Annotated in this window: 12 protein-coding genes; 1 reads left to right on the top strand and 11 read right to left on the bottom strand. The window is 60.4% G+C overall.

Annotated features, from left to right (window positions below; all coding sequences use genetic code 11):
• Positions 1–18: 18 nt before the first annotated feature.
• The 9 genes from yccS to betI form a co-directional block, all read right to left on the bottom strand.
• Positions 19–2202 carry a YccS family putative transporter gene (gene yccS / locus ACYZT7_RS30040; RefSeq protein WP_462039286.1) on the bottom strand — a complete coding sequence of 728 codons (2184 nt, stop codon included), beginning with the start codon at positions 2200–2202 and terminating at the stop codon, positions 19–21.
• A 210-nt stretch (positions 2203–2412) separates the two neighbouring features.
• Complete coding sequence (locus ACYZT7_RS30035; RefSeq protein ID WP_462039285.1) at positions 2413–3591, bottom strand: BaiN/RdsA family NAD(P)/FAD-dependent oxidoreductase; 1179 nt, start codon at positions 3589–3591, stop codon at positions 2413–2415.
• 159 nt (positions 3592–3750) lie between these two features.
• Positions 3751–5136, bottom strand: a complete 1386-nt coding sequence (dbpA, locus tag ACYZT7_RS30030; protein WP_462039284.1) for an ATP-dependent RNA helicase DbpA — start codon at positions 5134–5136, stop codon at positions 3751–3753.
• 57 nt (positions 5137–5193) lie between these two features.
• Positions 5194–6621 (bottom strand): multidrug transporter subunit MdtD, encoded by a 1428-nt coding sequence (gene mdtD / locus ACYZT7_RS30025; RefSeq protein WP_462039283.1) that lies wholly within the window; start codon positions 6619–6621, stop codon positions 5194–5196.
• Between the two features lie 113 nt (positions 6622–6734).
• On the bottom strand, positions 6735–8072 hold the full coding sequence (locus ACYZT7_RS30020) for a TldD/PmbA family protein (RefSeq protein ID WP_462039282.1): 1338 nt from the start codon (positions 8070–8072) through the stop codon (positions 6735–6737).
• On the bottom strand, positions 8072–9514 hold the full coding sequence (locus ACYZT7_RS30015) for a TldD/PmbA family protein (RefSeq protein WP_462039281.1): 1443 nt from the start codon (positions 9512–9514) through the stop codon (positions 8072–8074). Before ACYZT7_RS30015 ends, ACYZT7_RS30020 begins: the two co-directional genes overlap by 1 nt.
• A 310-nt stretch (positions 9515–9824) precedes the next feature.
• On the bottom strand, positions 9825–11528 hold the full coding sequence (gene betA / locus ACYZT7_RS30010) for a choline dehydrogenase (protein ID WP_462039280.1): 1704 nt from the start codon (positions 11526–11528) through the stop codon (positions 9825–9827).
• A 146-nt stretch (positions 11529–11674) separates the two neighbouring features.
• Positions 11675–13147 carry a betaine-aldehyde dehydrogenase gene (betB, locus tag ACYZT7_RS30005; RefSeq protein ID WP_462039279.1) on the bottom strand — a complete coding sequence of 491 codons (1473 nt, stop codon included), beginning with the start codon at positions 13145–13147 and terminating at the stop codon, positions 11675–11677.
• Positions 13148–13254: 107 nt separating this feature from the next.
• Positions 13255–13848 carry a transcriptional regulator BetI gene (gene betI, locus ACYZT7_RS30000; protein WP_033060362.1) on the bottom strand — a complete coding sequence of 198 codons (594 nt, stop codon included), beginning with the start codon at positions 13846–13848 and terminating at the stop codon, positions 13255–13257.
• 379 nt (positions 13849–14227) lie between these two features.
• Here betI and ACYZT7_RS29995 point away from each other — a divergent pair, with 379 nt between their 5' ends.
• Complete coding sequence (locus ACYZT7_RS29995; protein ID WP_462041884.1) at positions 14228–16177, top strand: BCCT family transporter; 1950 nt, start codon at positions 14228–14230, stop codon at positions 16175–16177.
• A 219-nt stretch (positions 16178–16396) separates the two neighbouring features.
• Here ACYZT7_RS29995 and choV read toward each other — a convergent pair whose 3' ends face one another.
• Complete coding sequence (gene choV, locus ACYZT7_RS29990; RefSeq protein ID WP_309677858.1) at positions 16397–17575, bottom strand: choline ABC transporter ATP-binding protein; 1179 nt, start codon at positions 17573–17575, stop codon at positions 16397–16399.
• Complete coding sequence (gene choW, locus ACYZT7_RS29985) at positions 17572–18417, bottom strand: choline ABC transporter permease subunit (RefSeq protein ID WP_449645635.1); 846 nt, start codon at positions 18415–18417, stop codon at positions 17572–17574. The genes choV and choW overlap by 4 nt, the downstream gene beginning before the upstream one ends.
• Positions 18418–18422: the final 5 nt, after the last annotated feature.

Genomic DNA, 18422 nt, shown 5'->3' with positions numbered 1-18422 from the left:
CTCTGTGTGGGAACGATCTCAGGTTTCGCTGGTGTCTTTAATGAGATGCGTTGCCAACGTCCGCAATGGTCCAAGCTGTCGGCAGATCAACGCCAACTGCGTCTGCACCAATCGTTGCCCTTCATCGATTTCGTCCGGCATCTGCTCAAGCATATTGGCCAGAGCCTCTTCCTCATCGCTTTGAATCGCAATCGGCAGTTTGCTCGCCAGGCCTTGGGCAATTTCATCGAGGCTGGCGGCCAGTTTCACGCCGGCACCGTCGATCAAATGCTCGTGTACGTCCGACGGTAGCTGGGTGTCCCGGTGTGCGCCCAGTCCGGATAAATAACTGAGCAAGGTGTGCGACAGCACCAGGAAGCGAAAACCGACATCCGCTTCCTTACGGAAATGCCCCGGTTCCATCAGCATGTTGGCGAGCGTCGTCGATAGCGCCGCATCAGCGTTGTGCGCGTTGCGGCGGGCCAGGCGATAAGCCAGGTCGTCGCTTTTGCCGGCGGCGTATTGCTGCATGATCTGATGCAGGTAAATGCTGTTGCAGGTCAGCGTGTTGGCCAGCACTTTATTCAGGCGTCGGCCCTGCCAGTCCGGCAGGAACAGGAATACCGCCAGCCCGGCGATCAGGCTGCCGAGCAAGGTATCGAACAGCCGCGGCAGGAGCAGCCCGTAACCATCCCCGACCTGGTTGAAGCAGAACAGCACCATCAAGGTGATCGCGGCTGTGGCCAAGGTGTAGCGGGTGGTGCGGTTGATAAAGAACACCACCCCGGCGGCGATCGCAAAGCACGACTGGACCAAAGGATTCGGAAACAGATCGAACAGCGCCCAGGCCACCGTCAGGCCGATGGCTGTGCCGATGATCCGCTGGCCGAGTTTGCGGCGGGTGGCGCCGTAGTTTGGCTGGCAGACAAACAGCGTGGTGAGGATGATCCAGTAACCCTGGGACGGGTGGATCAAATGCACCATCGCGTAGCCGATGCTCAAGGCCAGGGGCAAACGCAGGGCGTGACGGAACAGTAACGAGGTCGGTGTCAGCTGGGTGCGCAAGCGTATCCAGACATCCTTGAGGCTGTGTGGCGAACGGTCGAGCAGGCTGCTGTCGGTGGCGTCGGCCAGGGCATCGGGGTTGCTGGCATCGCTGAGCAAACGGTCGAGCGTGCCGAGGTTGGCCGCCAGTGCCCGCAACGAGCGCAACAACCCGCGCCAGGCCGGGTTGCTCTGAATGCGCAGGTGTTCGAGGGAGGCGTGCAGATCGCTCAGGGCTTCGGCGAAGCTGGCGTCATAGATGAACGGCTGGCGCATCTGGATCGACTCGGCCAGCGCCCGGCAGGCCTTGCCTTGCTGGCGCAGCAGGCGCTGACAACGGAACATCACGTCGCTGTGAAAGAAGGCATCGGCCAAGGCGTTGTAAGGGTAGTGCGAGGAGCTGGCGCGCTCGTGGATGTCCTGGGCGAGGAAGTACAACTTCAGGTATCGGCTGAGTTTCGAGCCCGGTCGACCGTTGCCCACCCGATGCAGGATGATTTCCTTGGCGGCGTTCAGTGCTGCCACGACACGACCGTTTTGCTGCGCCAGTTCCAGTCGACGCGCTTCCACGTCCATCTGGCGGATCGGCTCGAACAGCGACGATTTCAGCTTCAGGTAAAAACCCAGTTCACGGAACAACCGCGCCAGGCTTTGCTGCACTGGCTGATTGGAAAACAGCGCCTGCCACAGCACCGAGAGCAAACCGTACCAGGCCGCACCGGCCACCAGTAGCACCGGCTCGTGCCAGAAATCGGTGACGGCGCCGCCGCGCTGGTCCACGCCGATCATGGTGTAGACCGACAGGATCAACGTCGCCGAAGCAATCGCGCCATAGCGTTCGCCGAGGGCACCGAGCATGGTCAGGCCGAAACTGGCCAGCGCCAGGGCGATGATAAAAATGATGGGGTAGGGGAAGAGTAATTCGACGGAGAAGGCGGCGACGCTGAAACACACCAGCGTCACGGCCAGTGCGTTAAGGCGGCCCTGCCAACTGTCGTCGGTCTCGGCCAGGGCGCTGGCGATGATCCCGAGGAACAGCGGGATCAGCAGCCCCATTTCATCCTTATACCAACACAGCGCCATGCTGCCGGTCAGGGCGATGAACACCCGCACGCTGTAACTGAATTTATCCAGCGCCCAGAGGCGACGCAGAGACTGATTAAACGGGGTCGATGGCATGAAGTGCGGAGGCCTTCCGAGGCAATGACGCTAAATTGAGCCAGTAATGACGCCGACGCAATGGCGCCGATCACATCTGACAGCAAAATCTGTTCCTTGATTGTTCTGTGTTGCCTGTTCGGACGCCTTCGCGGGCAAGCCTCGCTCCTACGGTACAGATGATATCTGTAGGAGCGAGGCTTGCCCGCGAAGAACGATAACGCGGTCGAATCAGACGTACTGCGCAGCCGCGTAACCGGAGGCCCAGGCCCACTGGAAGTTGAAACCGCCCAGATGCCCGGTGACGTCGAGTACTTCACCAATGAAGTACAGGCCGGGGCTTTTCAGCGATTCCATGGTCTTGGACGAGACTTCTCGCGTATCGACGCCGCCCAGGGTCACTTCAGCGGTACGGTAGCCTTCGGTGCCGGCCGGCACGACTTTCCAGCTCGCCAGTTTTTCGGCGATGTCGGCAATTTCCGCGTGGGTGTACTGCTTCATCGGTTTGGACACGAACCAGTTGTCCGCCAGCAGGTTGGCCATCTTCTTGGTGAAGATTTCACCGAGCAGGGTTTTCAGCTCGCTGTTCGGACGCTCGGCCTGCTGCTGTTGCAACCAGGTCGGCACGTCGTGATCCGGCAGCAGGTTGATCTCCACCGTATCGCCGGACTCCCAGAACGACGAGATCTGCAAAATCGCCGGACCACTGAGGCCGCGGTGAGTGAACAGGATGTTCTCGCGGAAACTCTGGTCATTGCAGCTCACCAGGCAATCCACCGATGTACCGGACAGCTCGGTGCAAAGTTCCTTGAGCTGATCGGTGATGGTGAACGGCACCAAACCTGCGCGGGTCGGCAGCAAGTCGTGGCCGAACTGCCTGGCCACTTGATAACCGAAACCGGTCGCACCCAGCGTCGGGATCGACAAGCCGCCCGTGGCGATCACTAACGATTCGCAGGTGATCTGGTCAAGGGTGGTTTGCAGCAGGTAGCCGCTTTCCATTTTCTCGATGTGCTGGATAGAGGTGTCCAGGTGCAGGCTGACGCCGACCTGATCGCACTCGTTGAGCAGCATCTCGAGGATGTCGCTGGATTTGTTATCGCAGAACAATTGGCCGAGTTTTTTCTCGTGGTAGGGCACGCCGTGTTTGGCGACCATCCCGATGAAATCCCACTGGGTGTAGCGGGCCAGGGCCGATTTGCAGAAGTGTTCGTTCTGCGAGAGGAAATTGTTCGGTTCGGTGTACATGTTGGTGAAATTGCAGCGGCCACCGCCCGACATCAGGATTTTCTTGCCGGCCTTGTTCGCATGGTCGAGCAATATCACCTTGCGCCCGCGCCCGGCGGCGGTCAGCGCACACATCAAACCTGCGGCGCCAGCGCCAATGATCACGACTTCGGTAGAGCGCAAAACGGTGTCCTCACACAAATTTTTAATTCACCGCGAAACCAATGTGGGAGCGAGCTTGCTCGCGATGGCGGACTGTCAGACAACAACTATGTTGAATGTGCTGGCCTCATCGCGAGCAAGCTCGCTCCCACAGGGGATTTTTGTTGGTGCGTAGATCGCTTACAGGATGCGAACGCGCAGCGAACGGCCTTTGATCTTGCCGTCGTTCAGACGCTGCAGGGCTTGCTTGGCGATCCCGCGTTCAACAGCCACATACGCCTGGAAGTCGAAGATCGCGATCTTGCCGACCTGAGCGCCCGGAATACCCGCATCGCCCGTCAGTGCGCCCAGAATGTCGCCCGGACGCACCTTGTCTTTACGGCCCGCGCCGATGACCAGCGTGCTCATCACCGGCAGCAGCGGTGCGCCGCCCTGGGAGGTGAGGTTGTCGATTTGATCCCAGCTCAACGGCGACTTCTGCAGTTGCTCGATGGCTTGGGCGCGGTGGGCTTCGGACGGTGCGACCAGGCTGATCGCAATACCTTTCTCACCCGCGCGGCCAGTACGGCCCACACGGTGGATGTGGATTTCCGAGTCACGGGCCAGTTCGACGTTGATCACCATGTCCAGCGCATCGATGTCCAGACCGCGAGCGGCGACGTCAGTGGCGACCAGCACCGAGGTGCTGCGGTTGGCGAACATCGCCAGTACCTGGTCACGGTCACGCTGTTCCAGATCGCCGTGCAGGCCGACGGCGGAGATGCCTTTGGAGGTCAGGTGATCAACGGTTTCCTGAACCTGCTGCTTGGTGAAGCAGAAGGCCACGGTGGATGCCGGGCGGAAGTGGCCGAGGACCTTGGTCACGGCGCTCATGCGTTCTTCCGGGGAGATTTCGTAGAAGCGCTGCTCGATCTGCGTGTCGTCGTGGAACGCCTCGGCCTTCACGATCTGAGGGGTGCGCATGAATTTCGCCGCCAACTGCTTGATACCCGTCGGGTACGTGGCGGAGAACAGCAGGGTCTGGCGACGCTCTGGGGTCTGGGCAATGATTTCTTCGATGGAGTCGTAGAAGCCCATGTCGAGCATGCGGTCGGCTTCGTCGAGGATCAGCGTGTTCAGGCCATGGAGCACCAGCGAACCTTTGCGCAAATGCTGCTGAAGGCGGCCCGGGGTGCCGACGATGATGTGCGCGCCATGCTCCAGAGAGCCGATCTGCGGGCCGAAGGACACGCCGCCGCACAGGGTCAGGACCTTGATGTTGTCTTCGGCACGAGCCAGACGACGGATTTCCTTGGCGACCTGGTCAGCCAGCTCACGCGTCGGGCAAATGACCAGCGCTTGGCAGCCGAAGAAGCGCGGATTGATCGGGTTCAACAGGCCGATACCGAAGGCGGCGGTCTTGCCGCTGCCGGTCTTGGCCTGGGCGATCAGGTCCATCCCCTTGAGGATCACCGGCAAGCTTTGCGCCTGGATCGGCGTCATCTGGGCATAACCGAGGGAGTCGAGGTTAGCCAGCATGGCGGCGGACAGCGGCAAAGTATTAAAAGCGGTGGCGATGGTGGTCACGGGACTGGCCTGCAAAACAAAATGTCGCGCAGTGTACCAGCCCGGTGGCCATTCGCCCTAAGGCTCTATGTGCTCTTCCGGACGCTTGACGCGCCGTCCGTCTTCCTTTGAGAGCTGCGAAAAGATCGTCGCGGCCAGCATCGCCATGATTCCGACCGTCACAAACGTCAATTGGAACGCGCCCAAAACCGTGTCCACGCCATCGTTTCCGACTTCGGCAGTGAAACCACCGAGTAGCGCACCGGCGCAGGCAACGCCGAGGCTCAGGGACAATTGTGCGACCACCGACAGCAGGCTGTTGCCGCTGCTGGCGCTGGCATCGTCGAGGTCGATCAGGGTCACGGTGTTCATTGCGGTGAACTGCAAGGAGTTGATCGCGCCGAGGATCGACAGCATCACCAACAGCAACCAGTACGGTGTTTGCTCGCTGACCAGACCCATGCTTGCCAGCATCAGTCCCAGCGCCAACGTGTTGCCGGTGAGCACCATGCGATAGCCCAAACGTTCGATCAGCGGCCGCGCCACCGACTTGGCGACCATCGCTGCCGCCGCCAGCGGCAGCATGCTCATCCCGGCCTGGGACGGTGAGTAACCCAGCGCCACTTGCAACAGCAACGGCACGAGAAACGGCAGGGCGCCGCTGCCCAGTCGGGCGAACAGGTTGCCGAGGATGCCGACGGCAAACGTCCGGGTCTTGAACAGCGACGGCGCGAACAGTGGATTTTCAATGTGCCCGGCCCGTAACCAGTAGGCCGCCAGACAGGCCATGCCGCCGAACAGCAGCAACATCACGCGCAAGTGCGGCAGGTGCAATTCGCCGAGACCTTCCATGGCAATGGTGATCAGCACCATCGCTGCGCCAAACAGCAAAAAGCCCAGGCTGTCGAAACGCGTGCGTTCGCTGCCACGCAGATCGGGGATGAATTTCCACACCGCGTAACACCCGACGGCGCCCACGGGCAGGTTGATCAGGAAGATCCAGTGCCAGGTCAGGTATTCCACCATCCAGCCGCCCATGGTCGGGCCGATCAACGGGCCGAGCAATCCGGGAATGGTGATGAAACCCATGATCCGCACCAACTCCGAGCGCGGGTAGGCGCGCAGCACCACCAACCGTCCGACCGGCAGCATCAGCGCACCGCCCAGGCCCTGGATCACCCGCGCGCCAATCAGCATGCTCAGTGTGCTCGACAATGCGCAGAGCAACGAGCCGAGACTGAACAGCAGAATCGCGCCGAAGAAGATTTTCTTGGTGCCGAAACGGTCGGCGATCCAGCCTGAGGCGGGGATCAGCAAGGCGACGGTGAGCATGTAGGCGATGATCACGCCCTGCATGCGCAGCGGGTCTTCGGCCAGGTCTCGGGCCATGGCGGGCAGGGCGGTGTTGAGGATGGTGCCGTCGAGGGATTGCATGAAGAAAGCGATCGCGACAACCCACGGAACCCAGCGGGCGGTGACGGCGTCGAGAGGCGGGCGGTTGGGCATGGGACCTCTTGTTAGTGTGAATGAGGTAATCCGTGGTGATTTCATCGCGAGCAAGCTCGCTCCCACAGGTTTTGCGCTGCCCTTGTAGGAGCGAGGCTTGCCCGCGAAGCTTTTTACAGGGTCAGCGTAAGTCGTCTGATCAGCGCCCCAGGCAATAACGCCGACGCCGTAGCCCGCTGACTGTACGTGCTGGCCGACAACATCAGCTCGCGCTCTTCGGTCAATGCTTCCAGCTGCGATCCCAGCAAACTGTAGGCACTGTCATCAAACCGCATGGTACTCACCGGCGCCTGAATCTCGCCGTTCTCGACCCAGAATGTCGCAAACCGCGTCATGCCGGTCAGGCGTGCCGCCGGCTGATCGGAGTAGTTCAGGTACCACAGGTTGCTGATGTACAAGCCAGTGCCCAATTGCTTGAGGATCTCTGCGTCAGGCAACGTACCGGCCGCCATGTTCACTGCGCTCGGCATTTCACCGCCGCTGGCGCCGTTGGCGGTCAGGCCGTACTCGGCCGCACTGCGTGAGCTGACCATCTGCGCGGCGGCCTTGCCGTTGACGATCAACCCCAAATCGCTGCGCGGATAACCTTCGCCGGAGAATGCGGGGCTCAACGAACCGCTGACCTTTTCATCGACCGACACCAACGGGCTGAACGCACTGTCGCCCGCGTAAAGCTTCTGCAGCGGACTGTTTTTGCAGGCAATCGACTGTGCCGAGAAACCACCCCAGCCCAGCATGTCCATGATTTCCCCCAGGGCGGCCGGCGCCAGATAGGCGCGGTACTGACCCGGCGCCAAGGTGTGTTGCGGTCTGCCGAGAAACGCCAACTGCTCGCGTGCCTGTGCAAAGCGCTTGGCAAACCCTTCGCTGTTCCAGTCGTGCCCGGCGTAACTGGCTTTCACCGCCTGGCCGTTGTCATGGAACAGGCTGAAGTCGAAGTTGAAGCTGTTGGCCTGGTGCCAACCGAAAGCACCCGAGGAACTGGCGAAACCGCGGCTGATCGGGCCGGCAGCATAGAAGCCCACCAGGTCAAGCCCTTCGGCGGCCTGGGTGATTTCGGCCACCACCTGCTCGGTGTCCGGCAGCGGATGTTCCTGCACGTTCTTGCTCTGCCAGTCGTTGTGGTTGAGCAGCAGGTACGGGTCCTGCGGCAACAACGGCAATGTTTCGCGCAACTGTTGCAGACCTTCGGCCAGGCGCTGAATATCGACTTCAGCATCACCGGAAAGGGTAATGCTCAGGTCGGCATGCCGGCCATCATTGATCAGTTTGAAACCGATACTCGCCTGCTGCACCTGACCGGCCTGACGAACCTTGGCGTGGTTGAATCGCACGAAGGCCGAGGACTCGGCGGCGTAGCTGAGGGTGAATTGTTCCGGCTCGTGAATCGCATCGCGCAGCCAGTTGACCAAAGCCTTGAACGACTCGGCCTGATTTTTTGAAGTACTCATCAGGCGTCTCCCCCAAATACATCTACGTTGCTGAACACACAGGCCGGCGAGGCATGCCCGACGCGAATGACCTGATTCGGTTCGCCCTTGCCGCAGTTCGGCGTACCCAGGACCTTGACGGTGTTCGCATCGCCGACGGCGCTGAGGCTTTTCCAGAACTGTGCGGAAATCTCCCGGTAGTTGGGGTTCTTCACCACGCCTTTGAGTTCGCCGTTTTCGATCAGCTGAGCCCATTCGCATCCGAACTGGAATTTATTGCGAGCATCGTCGATGGACCACGAGCGATTGGTCGACATCATGATGCCGTGTTCGATGTTGCCGATCAGTTGCTCCAGCGGTTGATCGCCGGGCTCGATGTTCAGGTTGGCCATGCGGTCGATCGGTGGGCGGTTCCAGCCGCAGGCGCGGCTGTTGGCGACGCCGTCCATGCCGGTACGGAATTGCGACAGCGCACCGCCCAGTGGGCGCAGCAGCAAACCTTCCTTGATCAAAAATTGCTTGCTGGCAGCCGTGCCGTCGTCGTCATGCCCGTAGCTGGCGAGTTGTTCGGGAATATCCGGGTCGAAGGTCACGTTGAGCAGTTTGGAGCCGTATTGCAGGCGGCCGAAGTCTTCTGCCTTGACGAAACTGGTACCGGCGTAATTGCGCTCGTCACCGAGGATGCGATCCAGTTCCAGCGGGTGGCCGATGGATTCGTGGATCTGCAGCATCATCTGGTCCGGCATCAGCAGCAGGTCGCGCGGGCCTTGCGGGGTGTTCGGTGCCAACAACAGTTGCAGCGCTTGATCAGCGACTAGCGGGCCGGCGCCGACCAGACCGCAACGGCTGATGACATCGGCACTGCCTTGCTGGCCGAAGTTCTCGCGGCCCAGGCTACGGGTCTGGCTGTCGCTACCGTCGTAGGCGGTGACTTCCAGGCTTGGGTAGACGAAACGCTGGGCCTGACGCAGTTCGGCACCGGCGCTGCTGAGGTAGATCTGCTCGACGTGGGTGATGCCGATGCTCACCTGCCAGTTCACCAGTCGCTCGTCCTTGGGCACGGCGGCGGATTCGGCGCCGAGCAGTTGGTAGCAATCGCTCAGGGACGGGAAGGGCTGGTCCAGGTTCGGTGAAAAATAGTCGCCGCGGTCGCTGGAGACGGCTTGCTCGCGCAGGTCGAGCAAGGCGTGGGGATTGAGTCGACGGGCTTGTTGCTCGGCACGTTCCAGGGCGGCTTGCAGGCCTGATTGGGACAGGTCGTTGGTCGCGGCGTAGGCTTCGACGCCATTGACCCGAACGGTCAGCATCGCGCCTTCGTCACGGCTCAGGCTCGGAGGTTCGGCGACATTCTTGCGCACCGACAGGTATTGACCGGACTCGCGCACATAACGCAGCGAAAAGAATTCAGCGCCCGTGCGCAAGGCAGCGAAGCGCTGCTTGAGCTGGGGATGGAAATCGAACATTCGGGAACCTCCTTGGTATGGAGTGGCGGTGTATCGATGTTGCGAGGGGGTGAAACGTTTGCGTGGCGCTAGATTAGGCCTGCGTGGGGGGTAGGATCAAGCACGGAGCGGTGTAGGAAGGGATTACCAAGGTGTGTCAGGCTGGGTTGTGTTGTACCCGCAGGCCCCATCGTCGGAACGCCGCCCGGACCAAGCTCGCTCCCACAGGGATTGGGGTTGATCGCAAATCTGCAATCCAACCCAAAACCTGTGGGAGCGAGCTTGGTCCGGGCGGCGTTCCGACGATTGGCCATGACGCGGTGTAACGGTCTTACTGAGCAGTCAGGCTCACATCCCGCATCGGCTTGCCACGCACCGGTGCATCACCGGCCACGAAGTAGGCAGCTTGGCTACGCGGCAACGGCTTGCGACCACGGATCTTGTCGGCGATTTTCTCGGCGATCATGATCGTTGGCGCGTTCAGGTTGCCGGTGGTGATGATCGGCATGATCGAGGCGTCGACCACGCGCAGGGCTTGCAGGCCGTGCACACGACCTTCGGCGTCGACCACCGCCATTTCGTCGGTGCCCATCTTGCACGAGCAGGACGGGTGGAACGCGGTTTCGGCGTGTTCGCGGATGAACTTATCGAGCTGCTCATCGGTTTGCACGTCAATGCCCGGGCTGATCTCGCGGCCACGGAAAGCGTCCAGCGCAGGCTGTTGCATGATTTCACGGGTCAGGCGAATGCCGTCACGGAATTCCTGCCAGTCCTGCTCGGTGGCCATGTAGTTGAACAGGATGCTCGGGTACTCGCGCGGATCCTTGGACTTGGCCTGAATGCGACCACGGCTCGGCGAACGCATGGAACCCATGTGCGCCTGGAAACCGTGCTCTTTCACGCCGTTGCTGCCGTTGTAGTTAATCGCGACCGGCAGGAAGTGGTACTGGATGTTCGGCCAATCGAATTCTTCGCGAGTACGGATGAAACCGCCGGCTTCGAACTGGTTGCTGGCGCCGATGCCGGTGCCGTTGAACAGCCACTCGGCACCGATGGCCGGTTGGTTGTACCAGAGCAGCGACGGGTACAGCGAGACCGGTTGGGTGCAGGCGTATTGCAGGTACAACTCGAGGTGATCCTGCAGGTTTTCGCCGACGCCTGGCAGGTCGTGGACCACCGGGATGTCGAGCGTGTTCAGCAGTTCGGCAGGGCCGACGCCGGAACGTTGCAGAATCTGCGGCGAAGCGATGGCGCCGGAGCACAGCAGCACTTCTTTGCGGGCGCGGGCTTCAACGCGCTCTTCAGCGGAGCCGATCAAGTAACGCACGCCGACTGCACGCTTGCCTTCGAACAGGATCTTGTCGGTCAGGGCGTGGGTGACGATGGTCAGGGTCGAGCGCTTCTTGGCGATGTCCAGGTAACCGCGAGCGGTGCTGGCGCGACGACCGTTCGGCGTCACGGTGCGGTCCATCGGGCCGAAACCTTCCTGCTGATAACCGTTGAGGTCTTCGGTACGCGGATAACCGGCTTGCACGCCGGCTTCAACCATCGCGTGGAACAGCGGGTTGTTGCCGGCTTTCGGCGTGGTCACGCTGACCGGGCCGTCGCTACCGTGGTAGTCGTTCGCGCCGATGTCCCGAGCTTCAGCCTTGCGGAAGTACGGCAGGCAGTTCAGGTAGTCCCAGTCTTCCAGACCTGGCAGTTTCGACCAGTTGTCGTAATCCATCGCGTTGCCGCGGATGTAGCACATGCCGTTGATCAGCGAAGAACCACCCAGGCCCTTGCCGCGACCGCATTCCATCCGGCGACCGTCCATGTGTGGTTCTGGATCGGTTTCGTAGCCCCAGTTGTAGCGACGACCTTGCAGCGGGAACGCCAGGGCGGCCGGCATTTGCGTGCGGAAGTCCAAGCGGTAGTCCGGGCCGCCGGCTTCGAGCAGCAGGACGGTGACGCCTTCGTCTTCAGTCAGACGGGTCGCCAGGGTGTTACCGGCGGAGCCGGCACCGATGATGATGTAATCGAATTCTTGGGACATTAAATGCACCCTCTTTGAAGTTGGTCAGGTCACGGCGAGTGCTTCGCACTCGATCGCGAGCAAGCTCGCTCCCACAGGTCATGCGCTGTCCTTGTGGGAGCGAGCTTGCTCGCGATGACGGCCTCTCAGGCGAAGCAAATGTCGCCTTAGAAAACCGAGGCGTAATCGCCCAGTTCGACCTGTACCGATTTGATGCGTGTGAAGTTGTTCAGCGAGCTGATGCCGTTCTCACGGCCCACGCCCGACTGCTTGTAGCCGCCGACCGGCATCTTGGCGTCGGACTCGCCCCAGGCGTTGATCCAGCAGATACCGGCTTCCAGTTGATGAATCACACGGTGAGCGCGATTCAGGTCTTTGGTGACAACGCCAGCGGCCAGGCCGAAGTCGGTGTCGTTGGCACGGCGGATCACTTCTTCTTCGGTGTCGTAGCTCAGGATGGCCATGACCGGGCCGAAGATTTCTTCGCGAACGATGGTCATCTCGTCGGTGCAGTCGGTGAACACGGTCGGTGCCACGAATGCGCCTTTGGCGAAGTCGCCGTCGGTCAGGCGAGTTCCGCCGCACAGGACGCGAGCGCCTTCTTCCTTACCTTTGGCGATGTAACCCAACACGCTTTCCATGTGGGCGAAGCTGACCAGCGGGCCGAAGTTGGTGTTCTCGTCTTCCGGGTTGCCGATACGGATGCGCGCAACGCGCTCAGCGATCTTGGCTTCGAAAGCCGCTTTCAGGTGAGTTGGTACGAACACGCGAGTGCCGTTGGTGCAGACCTGACCGGAGCTGTAGAAGTTGGCCATCATCGCGGTGTCGGCGGCGCGATCGAGGTCGGCGTCGTCGAAAATGATCAGCGGGGATTTGCCGCCCAATTCCATGGTCACGTCTTTCAGCGAAGACGCGGAAGCGCTGGCCATCACCTTCTTGCCGGTATCGGTGCCGCCGGTGAAGGAGATTTTTTCGATGCGTGGGTGCTCGGTCAACCAGGTGCCGACTTCACGGCCGCTGCCGGTCAGCACGTTGAACACGCCAGCCGGAACGCCGGCTTCGGTGTAGATCTCGGCCAGTTTCAGCGTGGTCAGGGACGTGACTTCGCTTGGCTTGAAGATCATCGCGTTACCGGCCGCCAGGGCAGGTGCGGATTTCCACAGGGCGATCTGGATCGGGTAGTTCCACGCGCCAATACCAGCCACAACGCCCAGCGGCTCACGACGGGTGTAAACGAAAGACGTGGTGCGCAGCGGGATTTGCTCGCCTTCGATGGCCGGTACCAGACCTGCGTAGTACTCCAGCACGTCAGCGCCGGTAACGATGTCGACGTAACGGGTTTCAGAGTACGACTTGCCGGTGTCCAGGGTTTCCAGGGCGGCCAGTTCATCGTTGCGCTCGCGAAGGATATCCACGGCACGACGCAGGATGCGCGAACGCTCCATGGCGGTCATCGCGGCCCAGATTTTCTGGCCCTTTTCAGCGCTGACCACAGCACGCTCAACGTCTGACTGGGTCGCACGTTGTACTGTTGCGAGGACTTCACCGTTAGCCGGGTTGATGGCTTCGAAGGTGGCGTCGCTGCTGGCGTCGGAGTAGCCGCCATCGATGTAGAGTTTTTGCAGTTCGAAACGGGCCATAGTGTCCTCGCAAGTGCATAAGTGGTTGGCGTTGACCACTGGGCGTGCCTTATAGCTTGGGCAACGCTGGTCAGTGGCAGTTCAGGTGCTGAGCGGTTCTGTGTGCTCTAACTCACCTGCTTGGCCAGTTGGAAATCCATGTATTCGTAAGCGATCTGGTGCGCTTGCCCGGTGTCGAAAGCATCTCCCGACAGCGCGCCGCGCAACCACAAGCCGTCAATGAGGGCTGCCAGGCCCCGGGCTGCACTGCGCGCGTCATCGAGCGGCAATACACGGCGGAACTGGCAGCACAGGTTGGAATACAGACGGTGATCGTTGATCCGCTGCAACCTGTGCAAAGACGGGTGGTGCATGCTGGTGGCCCAGAAGGCCAGCCAGGTTTTCATTGCCGGGCCATTGACCTGGCTGGCGTCGAAGTTGCCTTCGATAATCACCTGGAGGTGAGCCCGCGGGCTGCTGTCCTCCAGCGCCTGACGGCGCGCGGTGACGTTCTCGCTGAGGACACTCATCAGGTACTGCGCCGTGGCAGCGATCAGGCCGTTCTTGTCCTGAAAATAGTGACTGATGATGCCATTCGAGACACCGGCCAAACGGGCGATCAGCGCAATGCTGGCGTCCCCCATTCCGACCTGATCTACCGCCTGCAATGTGGCTTCGATCAACTGCTGGCGGCGGATGGGTTGCATACCGACCTTGGGCATCTTGCACATCTCCTTAGGCCTTCCGGTGGACGTGAAACGTCTATCGGATTGAAGGCCAGTCTATTTTGTTTTGATTGAACGTTCAATCAACAAAGAATAAGATCTGCGACAATTCGTCGCTGCCTACAGGTTTTTCCTACACGTAGTTGGCGGAAAAACGACACCCCAAAACGCTCGAAACCCACGCGCACTGGCGCTCCCGGGCTTCGGGCTTTTTTCGGGGTGTCTTTATATCACCCGCCTGTCGGCTGCCAACTAAGCGATTGGTCGGGTAACGCGTTGCCTTGTGTTTTTCTCTCGCACTGCCTGGAGCATCTGTGCCATGAGTTCTGCCTCTCTTATAAAGACCCCACCCGAGAAGGTGACGGTCAACGGTTGGGTGTTCTACACCTCTACCGCGTTGATCCTGTTGTTGACCGCCATTCTGATCATCGCCCCGCAAGAGGCCGGCAGATTGCTGGGTATTGCCCAGGCCTGGTTGTCCCGCAGCTTCGGCTGGTACTACATGGTGGTGATCGCCGCTTACCTGGTCTTCGTGGTCGGCCTGGCGTTTTCGTCCTACGGCAAGCTCAAACTGGGCAGCAAGGACGACACCCCAGACTTCAGCTACGGCGCCTGGGCGGGGATGCTGTTCTCGTCGGGTATCGGCATCTCGCTGCTGTACTTCGGTGCTTCCGAGCCGCTGGACCACTATTTCAATCCGCCGGAAGGCGTGGCCGGCAGCAACCTCGCGGCACGTCAGGCGGTTCAGCTGACGTTCCTGCACTGGGGCCTGCATGGCTGGGCGATTTATGCATTGGTCGGCTTGGCCGTGGCGTATTTTGCTTACCGTCATAACCAGCCGCTGGCGTTGCGGTCGGCGCTGTATCCGCTGGTCGGCGAGCGTTGGGTCAAAGGCGCAGCCGGTCATGCGGTGGACGGCTTCGGCATGTTCGTGACCCTGCTGGGGCTGGTGACGAACCTGGGGATTGGTTCGCTGCAAGTGTCGTCGGGCCTGGAAAACCTGTTCGGCATGGAGCACAGCAACACCAACCTGCTGATCGTGATCATCGTGATGAGCACCGTGGCGACCATCGCTGCCGTGTCCGGCGTGGAGAACGGCATCCGGCGTCTGTCCAACCTGAACATTGTGCTGTTCAGCGGTCTGCTGATTTTCGTGCTGCTGTTCGGCCCGACCCTGCATTTGCTCAACGGCTTCGTGCAAAACGTCGGCGACTACCTGAACAGCGTGGTGCTGAAGACTTTCGACCTCTATGTGTACGAAGGCGACAGTGAGAAATCCGACCGCTGGTTGGGCCTGTGGACCCTGTTCTACTGGGCCTGGTGGATTTCCTGGGCGCCATTTGTAGGCATGTTCATCGCGCGTATTTCCCGTGGTCGCACGGTGCGTGAACTGGTGGCCGGTGTGCTGCTGATCCCGCTGGGTTTCACCTTGGCGTGGCTGTCGATCTTCGGTAACTCGGCCCTGGACCTGGTGATGAACCACGGGGCGGTGGAACTCGGGAAGACGGCGCTGGAACAGCCGTCCATGGCGATTTACCAGTTGCTGGAGCATTACCCGGCGTCGAAGATTGTGATCGGCGTGTCGATCTTTGTTGGTTTTGTGCTGTTCCTGACCCCGGCGGATTCCGGCGCGGTGATGATGGCCAACCTTTCGTGCAAGGGCGGCAACGTTGACGAAGATGCGCCGCACTGGCTGCGGATCTTCTGGTCGGCGGTAATTACCCTGGTGACAATCGGCCTGCTGTTTGCCGGCAACTTCGAAGCCATGCAAACCATGGTGGTGCTGGCCGGTCTGCCGTTCTCGGTGGTGCTGGTGCTCTTTATGTTCGGCTTGCACAAGGCGATGCGCCAGGACGTGCAGATCGAACAGGAGCAAGCGGAGCTCGCAGCACGCGGTCGTCGTGGTTTCAGCGAGCGTTTGACTCAGCTGGATTTGCAGCCGAATCAGTCGATCGTTCAGCGTTTCATGGACAAGCAAGTCAGCCCGGCGCTGGAAGAGGCTGCGGTGCAACTGCGTACTCAAGGCCTGGACGTGCAAACGTTGCTGGGCAAGGCCAAGCGTTGCATGGGCCTGCGGATCGAGATGGAGGAGGGCAACCCTTTTGTCTACGAAGTGAGCCTGGACGGCTATCTGGCAGCGGCGAGCGACACGGTTTCGGCTGAGAGTGCTGATGAACCACGTGCACGTTACTACCGCGCCGAGGTGTACTTGCACAACGGTAGCCAGGACTACGACTTGATGGGCTTCACTCAGGATCAGATCACCCGTGACGTGCTCGATCAGTTTGAAAGCCATCGGCAGCTCCTTGGCCGGGTCTATAGCTGAGTTGTGAGTGACGCGGTGTCTCAGTGACACCGCGTCGCGTTCATCGCGAGCAAGCTCGCTCCCACAGGATCGGGGTTGTGACACAAATATTGATCACGGCACCGATCCTGTGGGAGCGAGCTTGCTCGCGATGAGGCCATCAGCCGCAAAGGTGCTTTACCCGATATCCCGTAAACAAAAACGCCGCGATCCTCTCGCGGCGTTTTTGTGTCTGCTGCCTTACCCCAGGTTCTTGCCGAGCAGCGCGTGATACAGCTCGCTGTCACCCAGAATCCCGACCACCTTGTTGTTGTCGTGCAGCACCAGCTTATTACCCGTCTGATATCGAATCTGCAGCGCGTCGCGCATGCCGATGTTCGAATCCACCAGCGTTGGTCGACGACCCAAGCCTTCAACCGCTTGCCCTGGAATCCAGTTCTGCAGGTCCAGGCTCGCGCCGTTCTGGCGTGCACCTTTGATGGTGTTGCCTTCGGCCAGGTCCAGCCAGGAGTCGCCGCCCGGATCGAGGCATACCGAACCGTTGATGCGTTTGCAGTTGTCCAGGGTGCGCATCAGGCTGCGACCGCACAACACGTTCAGCGGGTTGGTATGGGCGACGAAGGTCCGCACATAGTCGTCCGCAGGGTTCAACACGATCTCTTCCGGCTTGCTGTACTGGACGATCCGACCGTCTTTCATGATCGCGATACGGCTGCCCAGCTTCAGTGCTTCATCGAGGTCATGGCTCACGAACACGATGGTTTTGTTCAGCTTGCTTTGCAGCTCCAGCAGTTCGTCTTGCAGGCCCTGGCGGATCAGCGGGTCGAGGGCCGAGAACGGTTCGTCCATCAGCAGAATGTCGGCATCCATCGCCAGCGCGCGGGCCAGGCCCACACGTTGCTGCATACCACCGGAGAGCTCGTCCGGCTTCTTGTTACGCCACTGGGTCAGGCCCACCAGCTCAAGTTTTTCATCGACCAGTTTTTTCCGTTCCTTCTCAGGTCGTCCCTGCATTTCCAGACCGAAGCTGATGTTCTCGCGAACGGTCAGCCAAGGCATCAGGGCGAACTTCTGGAACACCATCGCAATGCGCTGGGTGCGCATCATCTTCAGTTCCGCCGGGGTGCAGGAAGCGATGTCGATCTGCTTGCCTTCGTGCTCGACGAACAATTTGCCGCGGCTGACGGTGTTGAGACCGTTGATGCAGCGCAGCAAGCTGGATTTGCCGGAGCCGGACAGGCCCATCAGTACGCAGATTTCACCCTTTTCGACGTCCAGGCTGGCCTTTTCGACGCCGACAATCTGCCCGGTCTTTTTCAGAATCTGGTCACGAGTCATGCCTTGGTCGAGGAGTTTCAAGGCCTCGCGCGGGTCTTTGGAGAAGATTACGTCGACGTCTTCGAAGCGAATAATGCTCATGCGTCACCCCCTACTTTGGCTTCGGGTTGTTTGCAGATACGGTCGAGCATGATCGCCAGCAGTACGATCGCCAGGCCCGCTTCGAAGCCCAGGGCGATATCAGCAGTGTTCAGTGCGTTGACCACGGGTTTGCCCAGGCCGTCGGCGCCCACCAGTGCCGCGATCACCACCATCGACAGCGACAGCATGATGCACTGGGTGATACCGGCCGCGATGCTTGGCATGGCGTGGGGCAGTTCAATCCGTGAAAGCAGTTGACGGCGCGAGCAGCCGAAGGCTTTGCCGGCGTCCATCAGTTCCTGCGGAACATCGCGAATACCCAGGTAAGTCAGGCGGATAGGTGCGGCAATCGCGAACACCACCGTAGAAATCAGGCCCGGGACCACACCCAGACCGAAGAGGGTCAGGGTAGGAATGAGGTACACGAAGGTCGGCACGGTCTGCATCAGATCGAGCACCGGACGCATCAGTGTGTAGAACATCGGTTTGTGCGCGGCGACGATGCCCAACGGCACGCCGATGACCACGCAGACCAGGGTGGCGAACAACACCTGGGCAAGGGTTTCCATGGTTTCCTGCCAGTACCCCAGATTGAGGATCAGCAGGAAGGAGGCGATGACAAAAACGGTCAGTCCCCACTTTCGTTGAATGAAGTGTGCCAGTAGCGCGATGAGGCCAATCAATGCCAGCGGGTTGAACCAGGTCAGCGCGAAAGTCACGCCGTGGATCATCGTTTCCAGTGACACGGCGATTGCGTCGAAGGTGTTGGCGCCGTGTTGCGTCAACCATTCAACGAAGCCCGCGATGTACTGGCCTAAAGGTATTTTCTGATCAATCAGCATGGTAG

This window comes from Pseudomonas sp. RT4P38 (assembly GCF_054897765.1).
The sequence above is the reverse complement of the archived record's forward strand: the minus strand, read 5'-3'. Positions and strand labels throughout refer to the sequence as shown.

Bases quoted from the DNA above. Each gene is read 5' to 3' on its own strand.
- betI (WP_033060362.1), bottom strand. From the start codon at position 13,848: ATGCCCAAGGTCGGTATGCAACCCATCCGCCGCCAGCAGTTGATCGAA.
- choV (WP_309677858.1), bottom strand. From the start codon at position 17,575: ATGAGCATTATTCGCTTCGAAGACGTCGACGTAATCTTCTCCAAAGAC.
- betB (WP_462039279.1), bottom strand. From the start codon at position 13,147: ATGGCCCGTTTCGAACTGCAAAAACTCTACATCGATGGCGGCTACTCC.
- ACYZT7_RS30015 (WP_462039281.1), bottom strand. From the start codon at position 9,514: ATGTTCGATTTCCATCCCCAGCTCAAGCAGCGCTTCGCTGCCTTGCGC.
- yccS (WP_462039286.1), bottom strand. From the start codon at position 2,202: ATGCCATCGACCCCGTTTAATCAGTCTCTGCGTCGCCTCTGGGCGCTG.
- betA (WP_462039280.1), bottom strand. From the start codon at position 11,528: ATGTCCCAAGAATTCGATTACATCATCATCGGTGCCGGCTCCGCCGGT.
- choW (WP_449645635.1), bottom strand. From the start codon at position 18,417: ATGCTGATTGATCAGAAAATACCTTTAGGCCAGTACATCGCGGGCTTC.
- ACYZT7_RS30020 (WP_462039282.1), bottom strand. From the start codon at position 8,072: ATGAGTACTTCAAAAAATCAGGCCGAGTCGTTCAAGGCTTTGGTCAAC.
- mdtD (WP_462039283.1), bottom strand. From the start codon at position 6,621: ATGCCCAACCGCCCGCCTCTCGACGCCGTCACCGCCCGCTGGGTTCCG.